The sequence below is a fragment of the Lachnospira sp. genome, from assembly GCF_016290755.1.
GTDB classification, from domain to species: Bacteria; Bacillota; Clostridia; order Lachnospirales; family Lachnospiraceae; genus Lachnospira; species Lachnospira multipara.
Genome location: NZ_JAEEVD010000008.1, coordinates 48,612 through 71,447, shown reverse-complemented (window position 1 = coordinate 71,447; position 22,836 = coordinate 48,612). Strand labels below are relative to the sequence as shown.

Annotated in this window: 21 protein-coding genes; 13 read left to right on the top strand and 8 right to left on the bottom strand. The window is 36.3% G+C overall.

Translation table 11 applies throughout. The features are described 5' to 3' along the window. Positions 1–145 precede the first annotated feature (145 nt). The 3 genes from QVA17_RS03960 to QVA17_RS03950 all read right to left on the bottom strand — a co-directional run bounded on the left by QVA17_RS03960 (position 146) and on the right by QVA17_RS03950 (position 3,353). A complete protein-coding gene (locus QVA17_RS03960; RefSeq protein WP_287386593.1) occupies positions 146–877 on the bottom strand; it encodes a hypothetical protein in 732 nt (243 codons plus the stop codon). A gap of 8 nt (positions 878–885) precedes the next feature. Beyond that, a complete protein-coding gene (locus QVA17_RS03955) occupies positions 886–2,250 on the bottom strand; it encodes an NAD(P)/FAD-dependent oxidoreductase (protein WP_287386591.1) in 1,365 nt (454 codons plus the stop codon). Positions 2,251–2,576: 326 nt separating this feature from the next. Next, a complete protein-coding gene (locus QVA17_RS03950) occupies positions 2,577–3,353 on the bottom strand; it encodes an SDR family oxidoreductase (RefSeq protein WP_027430201.1) in 777 nt (258 codons plus the stop codon). A 285-nt stretch (positions 3,354–3,638) separates the two neighbouring features. On the opposite strand from QVA17_RS03950, the gene QVA17_RS03945 reads away from it, so the two are divergent. Further along, complete coding sequence (locus QVA17_RS03945; RefSeq protein WP_287386590.1) at positions 3,639–5,312, top strand: GH25 family lysozyme; 1,674 nt, start codon at positions 3,639–3,641, stop codon at positions 5,310–5,312. 93 nt (positions 5,313–5,405) lie between these two features. On the opposite strand, the gene QVA17_RS03940 is transcribed toward QVA17_RS03945, so the two are convergent. Further along, on the bottom strand, positions 5,406–6,065 hold the full coding sequence (locus QVA17_RS03940) for a hypothetical protein (protein ID WP_103952395.1): 660 nt from the start codon (positions 6,063–6,065) through the stop codon (positions 5,406–5,408). 197 nt (positions 6,066–6,262) lie between these two features. On the opposite strand from QVA17_RS03940, the gene QVA17_RS03935 reads away from it, so the two are divergent. The 9 genes from QVA17_RS03935 to QVA17_RS03895 all read left to right on the top strand — a co-directional run bounded on the left by QVA17_RS03935 (position 6,263) and on the right by QVA17_RS03895 (position 15,620). Further along, positions 6,263–7,255 carry an AIR synthase related protein gene (locus tag QVA17_RS03935; RefSeq protein WP_287386588.1) on the top strand — a complete coding sequence of 331 codons (993 nt, stop codon included), beginning with the start codon at positions 6,263–6,265 and terminating at the stop codon, positions 7,253–7,255. A 40-nt stretch (positions 7,256–7,295) separates the two neighbouring features. Further along, complete coding sequence (locus tag QVA17_RS03930; RefSeq protein WP_027430206.1) at positions 7,296–7,778, top strand: Lrp/AsnC family transcriptional regulator; 483 nt, start codon at positions 7,296–7,298, stop codon at positions 7,776–7,778. Next, on the top strand, positions 7,775–8,944 hold the full coding sequence (locus QVA17_RS03925) for a pyridoxal phosphate-dependent aminotransferase (RefSeq protein ID WP_027430207.1): 1,170 nt from the start codon (positions 7,775–7,777) through the stop codon (positions 8,942–8,944). Before QVA17_RS03930 ends, QVA17_RS03925 begins: the two co-directional genes overlap by 4 nt. A 92-nt stretch (positions 8,945–9,036) precedes the next feature. After that, positions 9,037–9,510 carry a chemotaxis protein CheX gene (locus tag QVA17_RS03920; RefSeq protein ID WP_287386586.1) on the top strand — a complete coding sequence of 158 codons (474 nt, stop codon included), beginning with the start codon at positions 9,037–9,039 and terminating at the stop codon, positions 9,508–9,510. Positions 9,511–9,619: 109 nt separating this feature from the next. Next, positions 9,620–10,117 carry a tRNA (uridine(34)/cytosine(34)/5-carboxymethylaminomethyluridine(34)-2'-O)-methyltransferase TrmL gene (gene trmL, locus QVA17_RS03915; protein WP_027430209.1) on the top strand — a complete coding sequence of 166 codons (498 nt, stop codon included), beginning with the start codon at positions 9,620–9,622 and terminating at the stop codon, positions 10,115–10,117. A 63-nt stretch (positions 10,118–10,180) separates the two neighbouring features. After that, positions 10,181–10,891 (top strand): 3'-5' exonuclease, encoded by a 711-nt coding sequence (locus tag QVA17_RS03910; protein WP_287386584.1) that lies wholly within the window; start codon positions 10,181–10,183, stop codon positions 10,889–10,891. Between the two features lie 151 nt (positions 10,892–11,042). Continuing rightward, the gene (locus QVA17_RS03905; RefSeq protein WP_287386583.1) at positions 11,043–13,154 is read left to right on the top strand and encodes a hypothetical protein; all 2,112 of its coding nucleotides are present in this window, start codon (positions 11,043–11,045) and stop codon (positions 13,152–13,154) included. Positions 13,155–13,175: 21 nt separating this feature from the next. Then, positions 13,176–14,168, top strand: a complete 993-nt coding sequence (locus tag QVA17_RS03900; protein WP_287386582.1) for a Gfo/Idh/MocA family protein — start codon at positions 13,176–13,178, stop codon at positions 14,166–14,168. Between the two features lie 63 nt (positions 14,169–14,231). Then, the gene (locus QVA17_RS03895; protein ID WP_287386580.1) at positions 14,232–15,620 is read left to right on the top strand and encodes a transglutaminase domain-containing protein; all 1,389 of its coding nucleotides are present in this window, start codon (positions 14,232–14,234) and stop codon (positions 15,618–15,620) included. Between the two features lie 68 nt (positions 15,621–15,688). Here the strand turns inward: QVA17_RS03895 and QVA17_RS03890 are convergent, their stop codons facing one another. Beyond that, positions 15,689–17,161 carry a sensor domain-containing diguanylate cyclase gene (locus QVA17_RS03890; RefSeq protein WP_287386579.1) on the bottom strand — a complete coding sequence of 491 codons (1,473 nt, stop codon included), beginning with the start codon at positions 17,159–17,161 and terminating at the stop codon, positions 15,689–15,691. A gap of 815 nt (positions 17,162–17,976) precedes the next feature. On the opposite strand from QVA17_RS03890, the gene QVA17_RS03885 reads away from it, so the two are divergent. Together QVA17_RS03885 and QVA17_RS03880 are read left to right on the top strand one after the other, a co-directional pair. Beyond that, positions 17,977–18,150 carry a hypothetical protein gene (locus QVA17_RS03885; protein ID WP_155885902.1) on the top strand — a complete coding sequence of 58 codons (174 nt, stop codon included), beginning with the start codon at positions 17,977–17,979 and terminating at the stop codon, positions 18,148–18,150. Continuing rightward, positions 18,147–19,253 (top strand): cation diffusion facilitator family transporter, encoded by a 1,107-nt coding sequence (locus tag QVA17_RS03880; protein ID WP_287386577.1) that lies wholly within the window; start codon positions 18,147–18,149, stop codon positions 19,251–19,253. The genes QVA17_RS03885 and QVA17_RS03880 overlap by 4 nt, the downstream gene beginning before the upstream one ends. 72 nt (positions 19,254–19,325) lie before the next feature. On the opposite strand, the gene QVA17_RS03875 is transcribed toward QVA17_RS03880, so the two are convergent. Further along, entirely contained in the window at positions 19,326–20,429 is a 1,104-nt protein-coding gene (locus tag QVA17_RS03875; RefSeq protein ID WP_287386576.1) for a J domain-containing protein, read from the bottom strand. A gap of 196 nt (positions 20,430–20,625) precedes the next feature. Between QVA17_RS03875 and QVA17_RS03870 the strand changes: the two genes are divergently transcribed. Further along, positions 20,626–21,402, top strand: a complete 777-nt coding sequence (locus QVA17_RS03870; RefSeq protein WP_287386574.1) for a hypothetical protein — start codon at positions 20,626–20,628, stop codon at positions 21,400–21,402. Between the two features lie 16 nt (positions 21,403–21,418). Here QVA17_RS03870 and QVA17_RS03865 read toward each other — a convergent pair whose 3' ends face one another. Further along, positions 21,419–21,868 (bottom strand): hypothetical protein, encoded by a 450-nt coding sequence (locus QVA17_RS03865; RefSeq protein ID WP_287386572.1) that lies wholly within the window; start codon positions 21,866–21,868, stop codon positions 21,419–21,421. Further along, the gene (locus QVA17_RS03860; protein WP_287386570.1) at positions 21,843–22,796 is read right to left on the bottom strand and encodes a phosphodiester glycosidase family protein; all 954 of its coding nucleotides are present in this window, start codon (positions 22,794–22,796) and stop codon (positions 21,843–21,845) included. The genes QVA17_RS03865 and QVA17_RS03860 overlap by 26 nt, the downstream gene beginning before the upstream one ends. Between the last annotated feature and the right edge of the window lie 40 nt (positions 22,797–22,836).

The following is a 22,836-nucleotide window of genomic DNA, read 5'->3' as shown; positions in this document are numbered from 1 at the left end:
TTATTTATTCTTATTTATAGCGTAAAGCGGACATTCGGAATTCGCTTCGCTACTTCCTCATGAACGCAGTGGCACTTTGTGCCACCTGTCAGAAGGGGCTTTAACCCCTTCTGACACTAGTAAGCTCTATACCCCCGCTTAAAGCTTACGCTTTTGAAGCGGGGGATTGCTTACACTGCGTTACAAGTTCTGGCTTATCTATTACAAGGTAATATCGCTCCATAGTGCTTAATCTATCGCAATCTTCCCAGGTGTAATAATATTTTTTTAGGGCTTGATCCAATCTTTGATAAATTCCAAAACATTCAGGATCTAAGCCGATTTCTCGAATTAATCGTGCCTTATCTACTTTAAACATAAATAAATAGTCAAAATAGCTGTAACCCATAATACCAAGAATTTTTCTTAGAAGCTTTTTTCTTTTTGGGCTATTATCAATCTCTGCATTAGTCATGTCTTTTAGATAATAATTGTAGGAGTTAAGCCTTTTAGCGTCTTCTTTTAGATAGTTAAAGCGTCGAAGTTCATAGGCGGAACGAAAATCATTTTTCTTTTTAATTTCGGCCTTTTCTTTGTTGTAAGCATCAAGGTAGGCCTTATTGTAGGAGTTAACACTAGATGCACTAGCTTTATAACTACTCCACGAATTGTAGTCGTTATCATCTGCCTCATCCGCCGCATCCGGTAAAGAAAACATCCAGTCATCATCGTCGTCATCATCATCATCTAGATTATAAGTACGTCTAAATTCCTTTTCAAAATCTTCTTCATAGAAAGCTCTCTCTTTTCTATCTATGTGACCATCACGATTATAATCATAACCAGCACGTTTCATTTTATCTTCTTGAATTTCAAAAAAGCTATCCCAAAAGCCCATAGGCCCTCCTATCCTGCAATTTCTCTTGCAACGAAAACGCCACTAGCGGATGCATGGGATAATGAGTGAGTAATTCCGCTACCATCACCAATTACATATAGACCCTTGTAATTTGTTTCAAGGTGCTCATCTACTAACACTTCCATGTTGTAGAACTTAACCTCAACTCCGTAGAGGAGTGTGTCATCATTGGCAGTACCAGGTGCCACCTTATCAAGGGCGTAAATCATCTCAATAATGCCATCTAGAATTCGCTTTGGAAGTACAAGGCTTAAATCACCAGGGCTAGCATTAAGTGTAGGAGTTGTAAAGGACTCGTCAATATCTGACTGAGAACTTCTGTGTCCCCTAATTAAATCGCCAAAGCGCTGAACAATTACGCCGCCTCCAAGCATGTTGCTTAGTCTAGCAATACTTTCACCGTATCCATTGGAATCCTTAAAAGGATCAGTAAAATGTTTTGCTACCAATAGGGCAAAATTTGTATTATTTGTCTGCTTTTCAGGGTCTTCGTAGCTGTGGCCGTTAACTGTAACAATACCGTTAGTGTTTTCATTTACCACAGCGCCCCTTGGATTCATGCAAAATGTACGAACTAAATCTTCGTATTTCTGAGTACGATAGACAATCTTGCTTTCATAAAGCTCATCAGTAATGTGGCTAAAAACCTCAGCTGGAAGCTCAACTCTAACACCTAAATCCACACGATTAGATAGTGTGCTAATGTTTAGCTCTTTACATACCTTTTCCATCCACTTACTGCCGCTTCGACCTACGCTTATGATACATTTTCCACAAGTAAAGCTCTCCTTAGGACAGACAATCTCGTAGCCGGATTCAAGGGCCTTCACAGTCTCAACGGCTGTATCAAAGTAAAAATCCACCTTGTCCTTTAGATAGTCATAAAGATGGCCAAGGACGATGTAGTTTATATCAGTGCCTAGATGTCTTACAGAGGCGTCAAGTAGGTGAAGTCCGTTCTGGATACAGAGCTTCTTAAAACCTGTGCCTGCAGTAGAGTAGAGCTTTGTGCCTTCCCCACCATATTCAAGGTTAATCTTGTCCACGTATTCCATAAGCTCTAGGGCCTTGTTTTTACCGATGTATTTGTAAAGAGTGCCACCAAAGTCGTTAGTGATGTTATATTTTCCATCTGAAAATGCGCCAGCCCCTCCAAATCCACTCATAATAGAGCAGCTATTGCAGTGGATGCAGGACTTAATTTTGTCCCCATCAATGGGGCAGTGCCTCTTTGCAAGTTCGTGGCCTTCCTCAAAAACTGCCACTTTTAAGTTAGGAGATAGTTTAGTTAATTCGTAGGCTGAGTAAATACCACCAGGACCAGCTCCAATAATGATTACGTCGTAATTCATACAATCACTTCCTTCCTTTGGTTTTAAAAATGTGAAATAGCCCTTTGCATAAGATGTAAGGGCGTATTTCAATACTATCTAAATTATATCATAGATTTTTGGAAATAATAAGATTTTAACCCTTTAGTAGGTTCAAATAAAAAACCCCGACTAGAAATCTCTAGCCGGGGCCGTGAAAAGAAAAAAGTTAATAAAAAAAATCGTCAAGACTCGCTCGCGAGTCTTGCGCGCCGGATTCGGGTCTGCTTCAGCAGACAAATTCCTGTCCGAATCCGTGCGCATCCTCGCGGAGCGTTAACTCAGTCGGAGCTTGTACTCCGACTGAGTTAAAGAGCAGTGTAACCACCATCAACTGGTAAGATAAGTCCATTAACATATGAGCTGCACTGAGATGAAAGGAAGATTGCTGCTGTATCAAGCTCGCCTTCCTTACCATATCTTGAAAGTGGAATCATTGTCTTAGCATATTCCTGGAAGTACTCAGAATCGAGTGTTTCCTTTGTAAGTGGTGTCTCAAAGTAGCCAGGGCAGATGGCATTTACATTGATTCCCTTCTCACCCCATTCAGCAGCAAGTGCACGAGTTAAGTTAACTACGCCACCCTTTGCAGCATGGTATGGAGAAGCTGGAGCAATTTTGTTACCAACTAAGCCATACATTGAAGAAATGTTAATGATTCTACCGTACTTAGCAGGTAACATTGCCTTCTTAGCTACGGCACGAGCCATCTTGAAGGAACCGAATAAATCGATGTTAAATTCGCCTTCAAACTGCTCATCTGTAATTTCTTCAGCTGGTGCAACTGCACCTGTACCTGCATTATTTATAAGGATGTCGATACGACCAAATTCCTTGCAAACCTGGTCAACGGCTGCTTCTACTTTACTTGTGTCTGTGATATCGCAAGGGATTGCAAGTGTCTTAACACCGTATTCTTCAGCGATTTCCTTAGCTACTTGATCGATTAATTCCTTACGACGAGCCAATGCAACGATATTTGCTCCTTGATTAGCAAGAGCCTTTGCGAGCTGAACGCCTAAACCTGTTGAGCATCCTGTTACAATGGCAACCTGACCTGTGAGGTCGAAATAATTTGTCTTCATAAATTCCTATGCCTCCTATTTAATTAGTAAACTATAAATATTGATTATATTATACTATATATTATTTAAATTTGCTGATAAAATTTATTAAATAAAGTACATTTTGTTACTTATTTCCTATACTTATAAATAGCAAGTACTAATTCTGCTTTACAAGGCGATAATATAGTGTTAGACTAGCAATAAAATATTTTTCAAAATTTTTGCAAAAGTTTATATCATGGTATATAATATTTTTATACTTTTCGTATACAACAAAATACAATATTAGGAGCGATGGGGTTTATGAAGGGATTTTTTATTTCTGTACTTAACGGCCTAAAGACTAAGTTAGGGGCGAGTGCCTTAAGCCATACTATTGCAGGCGTCGCAGGATCCAAAGTGGCGATTGCTTCAGCATTAGTTATTACCACAAGTGTGGTGGCTGTAGGTGGCACTGTTGCAGCAATTACAGTAAACAACCAAGCTAGAAAAACAAAAGCAAGTACAAGTGAAGTTGCAGCAGAAATGGATAGCAAGGACTTATTAAATGTTGTATTGCCTTATTCTACAGACGATGCTGATACGACTTTTAATGATGAAGTTTTTGTTTCAAAAGAAGAAATTAATGATGAAGCAATTCTTGATATGATTCAGGATACTTCTCAGCCTGTTAAGATTATTTCTTACGAAGATTTGGAAATCGTAGAAGATGATTCTACTAATAATCAACCAGCAGGTGAGGTTGTTGAACAAACTGCCTCTAATTCTACTAACATTTATGAAACTAGCGGTATTGTAAAAGGTATCGATGTTTCTAAATGGCAGGGAGATATTAACTGGTCACAGGTAGCGGCCTCTGGTGTTAAATTTGCAATTATAAAATGTGCAGGTCGTTCAACATCCGACGAAGGTGGCTTGTATGAGGATTCAAAGTTTGAGAAGAACATTCAGGGCGCTATAGCTAATGGAATACAAGTTGGTGTTTATTTCTTCTCACAGGCTTTAACAGTAGAAGAGGCTTTTGAAGAGGCTTCAATGACTGTGCAGTTAATTAGTAAGTATCAAATTACATATCCGGTTGCCTTTGACTGGGAATCAGCAAGTGGTTATAGAGTATCAGGAAAACTTGGTAGACAACAGTTAACTGACATTTGCAATACCTTTGCTAGTGTAGTTTCAAGCTATGGATATACTCCAATGATTTATTTTAATCGTAATGATTGGAGAAATGCAGTTAATACATCGGAACTTACAAGCAAATATAAGACATGGCTTGCAACATATTTTAGTGATTATTACTATACGTCTACAGCTTGGGATTATGGTAATTCTGTACCTGAGTACCCAGATATTCCGTATGACATTTGGCAATATGGTGTTACGGATACTGTACCAGGAATTAATGGTTGGTGTGATATGGATATTGCTTTCTTTAGTTATGGAAATTATCAGGTACAAGGAATGCAAGATCCTTATATAAGTTTACGAACGGAAAACTTTAGTTTATATGAAGGCTGTGACATTAATGGTAATAGCTTGCCGGCAAATAATGACGGTGGCGATTACGCAGCTTATTTAAGAGAGAATGCAACAGGTAAAAACTGTATCGGATATGATGCTAATCTATCTATGGTAATTACGAATTCTTCTGGAAATGAGGTAGATTACTGGACAGCGATTCATTCTCCTGGACGCTACACAGTTACTTATAGCTTTGTAGATCCTAGGAATGGATATATAACAAAAGCGGCAACTTTAGTCGTCACGACTAAACCTACAGAGCCTGAAACAACGACAGAGAGCCCATCTGAGACCGAAAGTGAAGGTCAGTCTGAAACAGGTAGTGAATCTGGTTCTACGGATGTAGAGACCACTAGTAGCGAGGACGGCAGTACAGAAAGTGGAAGCACAGAAGCAAATAGCACAGAAGCCGGCAGTACAGAGGGCACAAGCACAGAGGGTAATACTAGCGGTTAACATATTAAGCGTTAGTTAAGCAACTAAAGTTCATAAAATTTTGAGGCGGTAAACAAATGAGTTTACCGCCTCTTTTTTTGATTATTATTAGAATTAGTAGTCATCTGATAAAATCACCTTTCTCTTATCAGACATTTCTTGCAGCTGTTCGATGATTACCTCTTTGTTAATGGATTCTAGCTCTTCCGCTTTCTTTATGAGGTAAGCTAACTTTTCATCATTGTTTGTTTCTATATATAAACTTGCTAGGTCATAGTAATTTGACTTAATATCTGTTCCTAGTTCAATTCCTGTTTCTAAATAAATAGCCGCTTTATCCTTAAAACCTAGATTTATTAATTCGTGTCCTATAGTGGATAGATTTTTAATAAGTGTGGTGTAATTGTCATCATAACTTGATAATTCTGTTAAATTAGCGGCTCCGTACTCCATTTTCAAATCAGTATTAGAAATAGAGGAGAGATTAAGTATCTTTTTCTCTCTTAAACTTTCAAGTTCCTCAAATCTTCTCATTAAAGTTTTATTTTCAGATACCGCTAAGTCAAATTGGACATCCCCCTCATTTAATTGTGGAAGATTATTAGGAATTGTTATATAATTTAACTTGCTTATGTCTTGTTTTCGGGTAAGATTCGCTTTTGATTCCTTATCCCAAAAGGCTTTGGTACGCTGTTCTTGTTTATTAGAACCGCGTCTAAGTAAAAAATTAAAGATTACAATCATTACGAAGATGTATGGTAGTAATAATTTCATAAATGTCACCTCGGAGGTAGTATGATAAATTTTAATAATAAGAAAAATAAAAAAATCCTAGTAATTGTCGTAGTAATACTCGTTCTTGCAATGATTATTCCTATGCTTTACTCGTTGATTCCTTAAAAGGTCATCGCATCATTTTTTTTAAGTATAGCATACAAATATATTAACAATCAACGATAAGTGGAGGGAACATGGATTTAGGAAGAATTAAGAGTTCTATTTTTGATAGATCTGTTTTTAAGCTTATAAAAGACCGCCAGAGTAAGGAAATCAAAAGAGCTTACTTAGGTCAGCAAGCAGCAACTAAAAAATTAGATAATGCAAATGTAGTAACAAGTCTTAGCTCTAAGCCAATGGCGGTTTATGACGTGGCCAATAAGTTGGCGGCAAGCGGTGCTAAGCTTGATTATGTAACTGTGAATATAGTAATGGATGCTGCATCTAGAGAGATTAGATTAAAGGAAATCATTAATGATCTTGAGGAGCAGTGCAGACATTTTAATATAACTATTGCCCAGACAGATGTCAGGGTGAGTGCACGAGCGATTAAACCAATAGTGACAGTCTTTGGTTTAGGTCATGCACAAGTAGAAACTGATGATAGTTTAAAACTTACTGAAAGCTATAAACCAAAACCAGAGGATGTAATTGTGGCTATTGGTGTTATAGGACTAAGTGGTATCAGACGTGTGATTAAGGAGAAGGAAGAGGAAATCCTTAAAAGATATACAAGAGACGTTCTTGATAAGGCTCTAGCTAAATTAGAGGAATTAGATACAACTAGTATTTCTGATTTAGTATATAAAGAGTTTAGAAAAGAAGGTATTAAGGGAAATGTATACTCTTTATCTGAGGGTGGCGTTATTGACTGCCTTTGGAATATTGCCGAGAAGAATCACATTGGATTTGAAGTTGATATCAGAAAAATTCCTGTAAGGCAAGAGATAATCGAGATTTGTGAAATGTTTTCTATTAACCCATACGAGATGGAATCCATCGGAAGTTTGTTAGTGACATATTCAGGAAATTGTGGTATAGTAAATATATTAAACGAAAAGAATGTGAAAGCTTTTGAAGTTGGTTGCTTTAAAAGCGATAACAAAAAAATATTAAGAAGCCTTTCAGATGAAAGATTTGTTGAAATGCCAGGACAGGATGAAATTTATAAAGTGATTAATAACTAGATTATCTAGTTTTTAAAGTTATAAGAGAAGGATGTAAATTATGAGAGACAAGATTTTAAATATGCTAGAAAAGAATGGTCGAATTGACATTCATGACATGGCAATTATGTTAGGTTTATCAGATGCAGAGGTTGCAAATGAAATCGCAGACATGGAAAAAGAACATGTTATTTGTGGTTACAATACTTTGATCAACTGGGATAAGACAGATGATGAGAAGGTTACAGCACTTATTGAGGTTAAGGTTACACCTCAAAGAGGCTTAGGTTTTGATAGTATTGCAGAAAGAATCTATAACTACGAAGAAGTAACAAGCGTTTACTTAATGTCAGGTGGTTTTGATTTCACTGTAATTATAGAAGGTAAGTCTATGAAATCGGTGGCACAGTTTGTTCATGCGAAGCTCGCCCCTATGGAATCAATTCTTAGTACTTCAACACATTTTGTATTAAAGAAGTACAAGGATTATGGAACAGTATTTGAGGCAGAGAATAAGGACGAAAGGATGTTAGTGACACCATGAGAAACCCACTTTCAAACAAGATAATGGGCATCCAGCCATCAGGAATTAGAAAGTTCTTTGATATTGTTAGTGAGATGCCGGATGCAATTTCATTAGGCGTAGGCGAGCCTGATTTTGATACTCCTTGGAATGTAAGAGAAGAGGGTATCTATGCATTAGAGAAAGGCAGAACTTTTTACACATCTAATGCAGGTCTTAAGGAACTAAGAATCGAGATTTGTAGCTACCTTAAGAGAAAATATAACTTATTATACGATCCAATTAATGAGACTATGGTCACAGTTGGTGGTAGTGAAGCTATTGATGTGGCACTTAGATGTATGGTGGATCCAGGAGATGAAGTTTTAATTCCACAGCCAAGTTATGTATCATACTTACCTTGTGCTGTTATGGCAGATGCAAAGCCAGTAATTATCAATCTTAAGGCAGAGAATGACTTCAAATTAACTCCTGAAGAGTTAGAGGAAAATATTACTAATAAAACAAAAATTTTAGTTTTACCATTCCCTAATAACCCAACAGGTGCTATAATGAATAGAGATGAATTAGCGAAACTTGTACCATTAATAATTAAACATGACTTATTTGTAATTTCAGATGAGATTTATTCTGAGCTTACATACGGAAAAGAAAGACATGTTTCTATTGCAGAATTCCCTGGAATGAAGGAAAGAACAATAGTTATTAATGGATTTTCAAAGGCTTTTGCCATGACTGGTTGGAGACTTGGCTATGCATGTGGACCAACACCTATTATTAATCAGATGATTAAATTACATCAGTTTGCTATTATGTGTGCGCCTACTAATAGTCAGTTCGCAGCTGTGGAAGCTTTGAAGAATTGTGATGAGGATGTAGACAAGATGGTGGAGGCTTACGATCAGAGACGTAGGTATCTTGTGAATGCATTTAAGGAGATGGGATTGGAATGTTTTGAACCATTTGGGGCGTTCTATATATTTCCTTCAATCAAAAAGTTCGGTATGACATCAGATGAATTTGCAACTAAGCTTCTTATGAAGAAGAAATTAGCAGTAGTGCCAGGTACAGCCTTTGGAGACTGTGGTGAAGGTTTCCTTAGAATATCTTATGCATACTCAATAGACAACTTAAAAGAAGGCTTAGGAAGAATTAAAGAATTTATTTCAGAATTAGAGTCTAAGTAAGTTAGGGTCTGAGCTTGGATGAATGATTTACTTGGATTTATTTTGAAATAAAGAAACAAGAGAATCAAATTAATCCGAAGGAGGATATATATATGGCTGATATTAACGTAGATTACATCAACCCTTTTCTTATGGCAGCAGTAAGCATTTTTAAGGATGCCTGTCAGATGGAGCTTAAGGTAGGAAAACCATATGTAAAGACAACCGAGTTTGAGAGTGATTCAGTTATTATTATGATTGGTGTCACAGGGGAAATGAGAGGTCAGGTGCTTATTGCTCTTACATATCAGAAGGCTTTAACAGTAGCTTCAAAGATGATGATGGGCATGCCAGTATCTGAACTTGATGATATGTCTACAAGTGCGATTTCAGAGCTTGGTAATATGATTATGGGTAATGCAGCAACAATTCTTTCTACAAAAGGTATTGGTATTGATATTACACCACCAACTCTATGTAGAGGTGCAATGAAACTTACTCAGAATTATACAAAGAATATATGTATTCCACTCAGCTATGATAACGATACAGCCATGGAACTTGATATTGCTGTAAAGACAGAATAACTTAGATTTCAATTAGTTTATTTTAAAGCCAAAGTTAGTAAAATAGCTTTGGCTTTTTTGTTATTTGCGAGTATAATTTCATGTGGGAATAAATTTTAAGGAGTTTTTAATGTTAAATATAGTACTACATGAACCAGAAATGCCTGCAAATACAGGAAATATCGGAAGAACTTGCGTGGCTATTGGTGCCCGCTTACATTTAATAGAGCCTCTTGGCTTTATTATCAATGATAAAACTTTAAAAAGAGCCGGTCTTGATTATTGGGACAAGCTTGATGTCACAGTTTATAGAGATTATCAGGATTTTCTAGATAAGAATCCTAACGCTAAGATCTATATGGCAACTACAAAGGCACATAAGACATATACACAGGTAAAGTATGAGGAAGATGCCTATATTATGTTTGGTAAGGAAAGCGCTGGAATTCCAGAGGAAATCTTAGTTGATAATGAGGATACTTGCGTAAGAATTCCAATGTTTGGGGATATTAGATCTTTAAACCTTTCTAATTCAGTTGCTATTGTTGCCTATGAGGCCATGAGACAGCAGGGCTTTACTGATTTAAGTTTAGAGGGCGAACTTCATAGACTTCATTGGAAAGAATAATTGAGGCGGCCTTTAAGTTGTGATACAATTATTTATATATTTAAAAAATGCTTCGGAGGCCGTATGAAACATATTTTTATTGATCTTGAAATGAATAATGTGGCTAAGGAACATAAAGACTTTATTAAAATTAGCAGACAGGAAACCATTGAAATTGGTGCTGTTAAATTAGATGATAAATATGAGCTTGAGGACGAATTCAAAGAATACGTAAAGCCTCAGTATAATACCATTATAGAGCCGAAATTTGTGCATTTAACTGGCATTACTACTGCTGACGTTTCGGGCGCAGATACATTTGCTAATGTACTAAGAAGATTTATAAAGTGGTGTGGTTCCGATTATAAGATTTATTCGTGGAGTGATTGTGACAAGGCTCAATTACTCCACGAAATAAAAGCCAAGGGATTAGTTGAGTTTGACACAGATCCAGGACTTAACTACATGTATGACAACTGGATAGATTATCAGAATGAATTTAAGAAGGAGCTCCATTTAAGCCATATCATGTCTTTATCAAAGGCCGTGGATTTAAGTGGCCTTGCCTTTGAAGGTAAAGCCCATGATGGTTTAATTGATGCTAGAAATACCGCGCTTTTATTTAGAGCTTCGAGAAATTCAGAGGATTATGCGAAGATGCGAAAGGCCTTTACTGAAGCCTTTACACCTACAGTATTTACAATGGCAGATTTAATTGATTTTAGTCAGCTTAAATTTGACGATGAGGATAGCAATTCTCAGACAAACAATTCAATAACGAATAGTAATGAATAATGGCGCAATTTTGTGCCATTATTTTTTTAGCCTTATACTATACACTTGTATTTACCAATCTATTTGCATAAAAACAATTATAGATATATAATAAACTTAGTATTTTGAGAGAATTTAGTAGAATTAAATAGAGGCGATTAGGAGCATTAATATGGGAATCGTGAAGTTTAAAGCAGGTGATGTGATTCATGATGTAGGCGATAGCATTTCCACAATGGAGATTGTAACTAAGGGGAGTATTAAGGTTACGGATTGTAATGAAGGTAATTTCGTCATTAAGGCCGGCAGTATTATTGGCATTGGTGAAGAGATTGCAAAATGCTACAAATTCCGCTACGTAGCCCAAACTGAGGGCAGTTACTATTCTTACAATTACAGCAGTCTAGCAGATGTGGAAAAGGTTTTAGATGCTAACGAAAAGATATTGCCTATCTTAGCAAGAACTGCTATTGATGCGGTTTTACTTTCTGCAAATGTAGTAACTAAGCAGTATGAGAGAGTTAGCACGGAATACACACAGCTTATGGACAATTTAAAAGAATACCCTAAAATCTGTAAGCAGCTAGGGCAGGAGCCAAGAGATTTTACGGATTTGGGAAAGATTGCTGCACTAGCAAAGGAAGTTAATGCTAATAGTTGGCAATATGATTTTATATACGCTCTAGCAAGGCATAAAGAGGAGTTAAACGATAGCTTTTTTAGCCTTGATCCTAAGTTAGCAAAGGGTGTTATCTTAATGGCGGATGAACTTTTAATTAAGTTTTCTCATGAGATGGAGGATTTAAACCTCTATAATGAGGCGCTTGTTAGACATGCTCTAAGTTTTAGACAGGAATTTGTCCTACTTCGTTCTCGATTTGAAGAGAATAAGCGAAACGAGGCCGAGGATATTGAAAATGCACCAGCAATTAAAAATGCCCTAGACACAATCCTTCACTATTCTGGCCTAGATGCTGAGATTGCAGGACGTTTTAAGGCAAATGTAAATAACTATAAAGAAATTGAAAATAAATTCGAATCTTCAGATCACATAAGAAAATTAAGAAAAGACATTGGAAGAGATTATCTTGATTTATATAAGGCTGTGCTTCTAAACAGCTTAATTACCGATATGCCAGTGGAAGCAAGAATGTTTTTATACTTTGGCTTTGTGGACGAAGACTTAGCAGGAGAGGATAATACAAAGACTCTTTATAAATTTGCTAAGCTTTGGGAAGCAGATGAGAAGGGCAAGTATTTAACCGCCTATGACTGGCTTGTAAAGGTATATAACGGAGAAGTGCCACCTTCAAGAAACGACTTTGATTTGGACTTTGAAGGGGACTTAAAAGAGAAAAAGAGAAGCGGAGATATTGATGAGAAGGAGTATAACAGGCTTTTAACTAACAATGAGGCAAAGTTAGACTTTGAGATTAGAAATATGTTTGCTTCTGGTAATAGAGTAACTTACGGAAGAGTTACAACTTATATTCCTATTTTTGATAAGGCAAATATAATAAAGCCCCTAGATTTAGCCTATGTGGACGTGGCTACAATTACTAAGGCAATAAATAAGGTTAGGGAGACGGATTATAGCGTCTTTTATAGGGAAAGAGTATATGCCAATGCAGACCTTGGCATAACTAAATTCTTTGTGGACCAAGAGATTATTCCTTATATAATACTTATGCCAAACCTAGGCAGCAGAGGTTTTTTGTGGCAGGACATTGAAGGCAGGAAAAGGGATACTCCTGGCAGAATGTTAATATCCATCTTTCATATGGTGGATTTAGAGGATACAGTTTTAAAACTTTGTGGAGAATTTAGATGGGAACTATGTAAAACCGTTCAGGGCGTTTATTGGAATAACGTTCAGGACCCATCGCTTACTTCAGAGTATTGTGACTATCTTCAGTTTTATAAAAAGAATTCTAGCCTTTCCTCTGACCATAAGGAGAAGGTTAGAACTGCCCTTAAAAAACATAATAATAATTACCGAGAGGTTTTTATAGCAGACTATCTTTCTTATATGAAGTATGAAAGAAATGGCTCTCTAAGATTAAATAAGGTGGCAAGAGGCATAATTGCCAACTATTGCACATTTTCAAAGGAAATAAGAACGGGCCTAATGTCGAACCCTCAATATGCAGAGAGCATGAAGAGGTTTGTAATTGCACATAAAGATAAAGTAAGTCAGGTAGATAACCTTATTAGAAAACTAGATTCTAAGGGGCTTGAGATACCGACGGAGGTTTATGAACAAAGAGATTATCTAAACTTTTAAGAATGTAAAGGAGACTGATTTATGAAATTAGCCATTGTAGGTAACGGAAAAATTGTAACGGAGTGCTTATTTGCATTGCAGGATGTACCAGAGGTAGAGGTGGTTTCCATCTGGGGACGACCAACTAGTCTTGATAGAACTAAGTCTTTAGCAGATGACTATGGAATTATGGAGGTCTACACAGACTATGAGAAGATGCTTACTGAGACAAATGCAGACACAGTCTATATTGGTATCATTAATAGCATGCATTACGACTACGCTAAGCTTGCCTTAATTGCTGGTAAAAATGTAATTATGGAAAAGCCATTTACAGCTACCGCAGAGCAGGCAAAGGATTTAGCTTCCATTGCCCTAGATCATCATTTATTTATCTTTGAGGCAATGACAGTATTCCACAATGAGACTTACGACAAGGCAGTGGAGACACTTCCTTGGCTTGGAAGAATCAGAATGGTTCAGTGTAACTTTTCACAGTATTCTTCAAGATATCAAAAATATAAGGAAGGCTATCCAGCACCATCCTTTACACTTGAGGCTTACGGTGGCGCACTAATGGACATTAATGTTTATAACATTAATTTTGTTGTTGGTTTATTTGGCCAGCCAGAAGATGTCTTATATGTAGCTAATAAGGGCTTTAACGGCATTGATGTGTCCGGTACACTTTTACTAGTTTATAAGGATTTTGTGGCTGAACTTGTAGCATGTAAGGATTCAGACAGCGAATCATTTCTTATGGTTCAAGGTGAGGAGGGATATTTCAAGGTTCCGGATAAAGCAAATACTTTAGGTGGTCTAGACATTTTCATAGGACATGGGGAAAATATCGCGAAGGAAGAGTTTAGACCTAAGCCAGTTCATCACAGAATGGTTCAGGAATTTAAAGACTTTATTAAGGCAATTGAAGAGGATGACTACGATAAGGTTAATAAGTCTTTATCCCATTCTATTTCAGTTTGCGACATTTTAGAGCGTGCGGCTGAGTCTGCAGGCTTAAGATATGGGGATTAAGTATAAGTAAAAATGTATTGGTGGATGAGTAGGGAAAGATAGAAGCGTGAAAGTGTGATAATTATGGAGAGAGTAAAAAGAACACATGCGCTATTAGGGATAGCTATTTTTCTTCTTGTTAGTATTTCTGGAGCTACTAGAGTTTATGCAACAGAGACAACAAATATTCAAGAATCAAGCTCAACTACAGAGGAAACAGGAAGTAAAAATAATGACAAAATCAATATTAATGGCGTTTGGTACAACTCATTTGCTGAGTTTTATGAAGCTAGTGGATACATTTATATTGAGAAAAGCGATTTAATCAATGTACTAAAGAATCAATATGCAAATGGCGGAACGGTTAATGAAAGCTATTTTTATGTGGATAGCGCGGGGGAAAATTTAGTTCCATATCTAATTAATAGGTCTGGACTTTACAGCTCTTTTGCTAGTATTGCATATAAGTACACAATTAGAACAACAGCCGGAAATGCAACGGTTGGCGGCTATCAGGTTATGTGCTTTGAGACTGACACCACAACTCAAATGTATCTAACAGATAGCGAAAGAAGCGCCGTTGACGAGAAGGCTAATGCGATTCTATCAAGCTGTAGAGCGGGTTCTAATACTGAGACTGTTAAAAATGTATTTAACTGGTTTAAGAATAATGTTAGTTATGATTATTCTTGCACTAGGGGAAATGCCTATGATGCCTTGATTACAAATAACTGCGTCTGTGCAGGTTATGCATCGGCTTTCCAGTATATTATGGAAAAAGCGGGTATTCCTTGCTACTTTGTAACAGGTCTTACAAATACAGGAGTTGGTCATGCTTGGAATGCAGTTTATGTAAATAATAGCTGGTATTATGTGGATTGTACCTATGGTGCCGGTTATAAGAGTGATAGTTGGTTGTTATTTGGAACTAATATGTTATCAGATATTTACGGAATTGGCATTTCTTCAAATAGTTACGACTCAGCTCATGCAGGAACTGCAGCAGATGTAGAAGCAGCAGAGAACAAGTTTTATTCAGGACATTTAGGAGGTGTGACTACAACTAGTTCCATGGCAACTATTGTGCTTGGTAGTGATACAAATGCTAGCACCATTTCAGACACCACAACTGGAAATGTGGCAGCAGACCAGGAAACAGTAGCTACTGAGGCAGAGCTTGTAGTAACTAATGATGCAAGTGATGAAAAGTTATTAGCACAGGAAGAAAGGCTTGAATTAGAGCTAAATGATAGTTTGGTAGACCTTAAGTATAAAAGTGGCAATGCAACTACAGCTAAGGGAAAGTATGCCAAGGAAAAAAGTGCTAGCTATAACAAGCAGGCAGCAGTATCTGCCCTTATAGGTCTTTTAATATGTCTTGCATTAGGAATTGGACTGATAATCAAAAGAATTACTCAAGATAAGCTTTTCTTTAAGAGATTAAGATATAAAAGAATCTATAAGGAAAAGTAGATGTAACTAATGTAGAGGTAATAAATTTTAGCTAATTAGATAAAGGAATAATCCCATGCTAGCCATTGCTAACATGGGATCTTTTTAAGTCCTTTTTTTAAAATGTGCATTGAATCTTCATGTATTTCTCTAACGGTTCTTGTAATGATCTTAGAAATTGTAATCATTACATCGATTTCATCTTGGTTCCAAAGGCGTTTTTCCTTTGAATTAGCCCCTAGAAATCCTATAACCCTATCTTTATCATCAAAGATAAGAACCTGTAAAAATGAGGATGTATGCTTCTTTAAAAATTCTGTTCTAAGAGGCTCATTAATCTTTTTGACATCTGAGCAAAAGAAGATACATTTTTCATCGAAATTCTTAACAAAGTCTTTCTTGCTTAAAGAAAAATCTGTCTCCACTGTCATGCCTCGACTAGTATCTCTTGAATAGCAGTAGGAAGTAAGTAATCCCTTGCCATCTGGATAAAAGCAGTTAGCATAAGCACAGTCGGTTTTAAAGAAATTAACAATAAGTCTTGAAGTCTCCTCAATCTTATATTTAGGATCAATACTTTTATTGTTGATTTCTGTAATTGCTGTAATAAGAGGCAAGTAGTTAGTTGTTGAACTAGTTCTTGTCTCAGTATTAGTAAAAGCATCTCTATTATCTCTGTTATCGTAGAGATAATTAATGTTTGTTATGTCCATATACTTATGGGCTTCCATGCTTGTGTCATAAATCTTATAGGTATTCTTGCCGGAATTCTTAGCAGCATAAGCTGCCACATCCGCATGGTTATATAGCTTTTGAAATGGCATTGGCTCTGTTGTAATAGCAATGCCGGCACTAGCTGATATTCCAAAGCGGTTGCCACCATATAGCAATACATTTTTAATAAAGCTATTAACACTAGCAATCAATTCTATAATGTTAGTCATAGAATGACAACAGACTAAAAACTCGTCTCCGCCAATTCGAGAAATAAGGCTATTCTTATTAAAACTATCTGTTAAAATCTGGGAAATGTCACGTAAGACCTCATCCCCCACTAAGTGTCCGTGCGTATCATTGACTAATTTGAAATTGTCTAGATCAATCATAATTAAGGCTGTGATTGAATCCTTAGATGTATTAGCTAAAATGTCATCTAATTGCTTCTCAATTCCTGACCTGTTATAAAGGCCTGTAAGTGAGTCAGCATCTGCTCTCATTATGAATTCAATGTTGCGGCAAAAGCCTAAAATTTCATTATTCTCTTGTAAATAAAATGTCTTTACGCAAAATGTCTCGTATTTGTCCTCATGTGTAAGTAGCGATAAATTTTGTGATACTATATGCCTCTGGCTACAAGTGTCCTTTAAAAGTTTTTCAAAACCCTCTTTTGAATCTCCCTCTACCAATGGATTAGTACTTATGGTCTCTACAAAATGCTCGTAGTGTCGCTTTGCGTGAAGTCTATTATTGTAATTACCAGTAAATTCTAAGGTATCATTCGCTAAATCATAGATGAACAGTGAGTTTGCTGACATCCTTGCTAGAACTTCGAACTTATCCATAAACTAAACCTCTTTAATTGTTTCATCAACTGTATGCAATTTTACAATGAAAAAAATTTTACGTCAAATAGTAAATATAGATTGTGTATAATATTTCTGTCTCTTTTAGGCTATATGTGTGGGGATTTTGACTTGTGTTTTTTATAAAAACAATATAATAAAAATTAAGAATTAAATATAAGCTGATTTAGGGCAATAAAAAAACAAGCTGCTTACGTCCGCACTGTAAGTAACTTGCTTTTTTATTTAATGTTTAAATGAGGGGGAGGATTAGCTTATCTAATAAGCTAATCGTTGTAAGATGGTTTAAAAATGTGAGGGGGGAGGTAAACCATCTTACCAAAAAATAAATTTTTTTATGAAAAAGATTTATATAGGAAAGTTCACGTTGTTAGAAGACGAAAATGAGGGGGGAGTGTGTCTTCTAACCTCTCCTAATTAATCACTAAGTCAAGCGCTTGCTTAACTTATGCTTATATAATAATGTCCTAATGTGACGACTTTTTGTATTAAATCGTAACATTCTGTGAAAAATATAAAGAGAAAAGAAATTTCCAATAGTAAAAATAGTCTAGTAATTTAATACTTTCGTATTAGTTTTTGTGGAATAAAAACTAAAAAAATAGGACTTGCGAACTATTTTTTAAAAGCCTATCCTTTATTAGGGTGATGAATATTTATAAATATAGGGATAATATATATTCATAATCGAAACAGGATAGGCGTGAATAAAAGATGGAGTGGGAATCCATCTGAAATTGAAGAAAAGAGTTTAGAAACAATGGTATCGTTGTAGTTTTAGGGAGGTTAACGATATGGGTAGAGATGAACAGGCACAGGTAAATTGGAGAGTAGAAGACATTAAGAAGATGTTATATGAACTTAGAATTCCAGCTACAGAAAGCAATATTGATAAGGCATATAACACGGTTCTTAAACATAGAAAGCTTATACAAGCAAGAATTAAGGAGAAGAATTTTAGCGCATGAATCGTGCAACAAAGATAGTACAAACAAGTATAATTGGAATAATAGTTAATGTCATTTTAGCAGCAATCAAGGCAGTTATTGGAACAATGGTTAATTCAATTGCCATCACACTAGATGCAGTGAATAACCTATCAGATGCCCTATCTTCGGTTATAACAATTATTGGCACTAAGTTATCACAGAAAGCTGAAGACAAGAAACATCCTATGGGTTACGGAAGAGTGGAGTATTTAAGCACTACCGTAATTAGCGTAATTGTTTTATATGCAGGCGTGACATCTTTAGTAGAAGCTGTTAAAAAGATCATTGAACCACAGGCAGCCGATTACTCAGTAGTTTCCTTAGTCATAGTGGCAATTGCTGTAGTAGTTAAGATATTGTTAGGTCTTTATTTTAAGGGGGTCGGTAGCAAAGAGAAATCTGATGCCTTAATAGCATCAGGACAAGATGCCTTATTTGACGGGGTTATATCTACAGCAACACTTATTGCTGGAATTTTGTATTTAACAACAAATATAGGTATCGAGAGTTACCTTGCAGGAGTTATCTCTATTGTAATTGTTAAGTCTGGTATAGAAATGCTTAGTGATACAATCAGTAAGATTCTAGGTGAAAGGATAGAATCTGAAATTTCAAAAGAGATTAAAAGATGCGTAGCCACTGTCGACGGGGTGCAAGGCGCCTACGATTTAGTGCTTCATAATTACGGACCTGATAGAACCGTTGGCTCTATTCACATAGAAGTAGACGACAAGCTAACAGCAAGTGAAATTGATGAGATAACAAGAAAAATTGAAAGAAAGGTATACAAAGAGTTTAATGTAAATATCGTTGGGGTTGGTATTTACGCCGTAAACACAGGCGACGATGAGGCAGCTATGATAAGAGCTGATGTAAACCGCATCGTAACAGCCTTTGAATACGTAATTCAGATGCATGGATTTTACATCAAAATGGATGATTTATATATGCAATTCGATGTAATTGTTGATTTTGCTGCACCAAGTATGAAGGAGGTTTACCACGAGGTAATCAGTGCAGTACAGGAACATTATCCAGACTATAAATTACAGGTAATATTAGATAGAGATATTTCAGATTAGGTAATATTTAAGCCTTGATAAGTGGCTGCTTATCAAGGCTTTTTTTATGAAAATGCATTAAGACCGCTAAAACTACTCTTTAATAGCTTCCTCGTATTCCTTTAATACAGTGCCAATTTCCTCGCTTATTTCCTTACTTAGCTCTTCAAACTTACTAAGTTTAATTTCCTCTTCAAGGACTTCTTTTTCTATTTTCAAAAATAAGCTAATGCCCACATTGATTCTATAGGGCCTCTTTGCTCTGTTATTATTAATATCTCTAACCACAATCTTAACTCTAGCAAGCTTCCTCTCAAGGATTGGTATTACAATATAGAGCATTCTATCATCCTCAATAGTTAGATTACCAAGAGTAACGCCAGTATTTGTCTCTACTTGAAGGCGGTTATTCTTTAGCTTAGATGGATATAAATTATCGCCCAGTCTAAGGGAGTAGAGACGCTTATAATAATCATCCACCCCAACAGTAGCTAGATTTGCCTTAATCTCATAGATTCTATCCCCGTTCTCATCCTTTTGATTTGCCTTTAAAATCTTTCTTAAAGAAAAGATGGGATTCACATAGTCCTTAGCTAAGAGGTGGAAAAGTCTCATTCTAAAGAAATTCCTTGTGGATTCAAGATTAATATCCTCATTAAGCCTGTCTCCAACAGCAAGCTCTACATCCTTTAGTAAACTGTCAGATTCAAGAATAATAGAGTGAATAAAGCACTCAAAGTCCTCTTTATCAGGTTCCCATAAAAATTTTCCTCTAGCAAGCTTAATAAAGCCATCAGTTCTAATGACGCTATCCTTTGGAGATTCGAAAATGTCACGACTAGTGTAGGCATTATTAATAGTCTTGCCTCTAAAGTGGTGGCTTTCATCCTTTTTCTCATCCGCTTCACTGTAGTAGTCATATTCATAGAAGTTAGAAAAGTCCTTATCAGTAGAATAAGTCTTTCTAGCCCCAGAATTAGCACCGTAGCCCCTAGTTCCCCTTGGATGCTTTTTTTTATCCTTCTTTATAAGATCAAAAGCCTCATTTATTAACTGAGCCTTCTTAATGGAAGCCTCATCATTATCAGAGGAGTCTGGATGATGCTTAAAAATCAGCTCGCGGTATTTAGTTTTTATAACCTTGTTAGTATCATTTTCACTAACACCTAGTAATTTATAGGCCTCGTTTAAGTTCATAGCACTCCTTCTAAATTTACTCAATTTATCAGATGAATCTCAAAAATTCACCCCTAACAAGCCTATCTTATCAAAAAATCCTTTTCTAAACAATTGCCCTAAACAATTGCCCTTTCACTTTACGAAATTGGATATTTAATATATTATAATAAAAGAGTGATGTTTCGTGAAATTTATATTTGAAAGGGATAGTATAATGGTAACTTACGAATTAGAAATAGAGGGTAGAGAACTTTATATTGCAGATTGTAATAACGAGTTAAATAGCGGCCCCTTCGTGTTCTGGCCCCTTGACCCTGTGGAGGATGAGTCTTGGGAAAATGTAGCAAATCTCGTACATGAAATGACACCGGATAAGGAATTCACCCTTATAGGTTTTAAAGTAAATGCTTGGGACTATGAAATGAGCCCTTGGCCTGCCGAAGTTTTCAAAGGAAGAAAGTTTGAAGGAGGGGGAGAGTCTGTTCTTGAATGGTTGGTAAATAGCTGCATTCCAGAATTAGAGAAGAAGTTAAATGTGGCCTATATCTTAAGCGAGGCTTGGAGTATGACCGAGGATAATCCTAAAGAACAAGAAGAGTGGTATAGGGATTACTATATTGCTGGCTATTCCCTTGCGGGTCTTTTTAGCCTTTGGACTTATTTTGAATCCTGCGTATTTAGCGGGGTTGCCTCAGCTTCTGGTTCTCTTTGGTATCCGGGCTTTATTGAGTATGCTAGTAAACATGAGCTAATTGATGATACTAAGATATATCTAAGTCTAGGTAATAAAGAAGAAAAGTCAAAGAATAGGTTAATGGCAAGTGTTGGCGATATTACAAGACAGTTATCAGTTCTTTTTAACCATGCCGCAAAAGAGGGAACGCTACTAGATTTTAAGTATGAAATAGAAGAAGGCAACCACTTTAATAACCCACAATTGAGGTTAGCTAAAGGGATTGCCTGGTTGTTAGATTCTAACGTTAAGTTTTAGATATTGGAAAATGTTTTTAAGCCTCTTGGCTTAATCTTGCATTATTTATACGCACCGCTGACATTAATCTAATAATTGCCACAACTAGTGCAAGTATTAGGAATGCAACTCCTGCCATAAAGTAAGCTTCCTCTGCATCTGTGTATCTACCGGAAATGCTTACAATACCTTCTATTAAACAGCCTGATACAATCAAGGCTAGACCAGAGTTCCACATGTTAAAGGAACTGCGGGGTCTGTAGTTGTTTTTGTGGCAAACAAGTAAAATTGTTACTTCTATCAGTCCGCCAATTAAGGACACTAAGAACATGTAGCGCATGTAGTAAGAATCCTGTCCATAGCTAAAGGATATGTATATTTTATAAAAGGCAATTAAAAATAGGCTTATTAAGACATATCCAATAAGGGAATTTCTAATGTGCTTTATATTGTTATTTCTATCAATATCCGATGTAAACAATGTCACTCACCGCCCTTTCTTTTATAGTTTTTCCATTGGTTGTAGGCTTGTTTACAACTTCACCAAGAAAATACATTGTAGATGATCCGCCACCATCTAAATTGTAAGCCGTTGTACAACCGTAGTCTTGCATAATAGTTGCAAGCTCATATAAACTAAGTCCTTCGCTTTCAGAAGTTCTTCCATCAGAAACTACTAAAATATAATGACATTCATCGATTATACCTATAGCAGTTCGTGGATTTGAAGTCATGGACTGATCCACTTCCGTTGTTGTGCTGACTTGTATTTCACTATCCTCTACTAAACTAGGGCCAAAGGCGAAAAGCTGTACTACACCGGAGTCAACTAATTCCTGGGCGCTAATTTCATTTTCATAAATAATTCCAAAGCTACCGTCTTTGTAAATGACCAAATCACCGTTCTCATAGTCATCTCTTACGCTGCTTCGATAAACTGTACCGTTCTTAATAACGTAACCAGTTTTGTTGGCACCATAGTAATCACCATTGATGGCCAAAATTGCATTAACGGACTCGGCAGTGTCAGAAGTTGTGGCTGTGACATTGGTGCCGTAGGCGTTATTTGCTAGGGCTGTCTGTAGGTATTCTGGTGAGGAAACCTCTACGTCTGCAACATAAATTGTGGTATCGTACTTCTCAATAGTAGTAATAGTTACCTTGATGTTGTCGTCCTCATAACTTGTGCTTGTAGTTGTAACGTTACCCGTATTTGACGTTTCAGTAGAAGCACTTGAACTAGTAGTCGAGCTGGTATCTGAATTGTCGCTCGTATCAGTAGCTGCCGAAATGTAATGAGGTATTACAAATACATCAAGTAATGAATAAGTTGTGCATGCAATAAGTACTATTGAAAATATAATTGCATAAACGTAAGGTTTTGTAAAAAAACGTATTATCGCATTTTTCTTCATATAACCTCTTTTCTTTAATAATTATCCTCTAGTGTTTTAG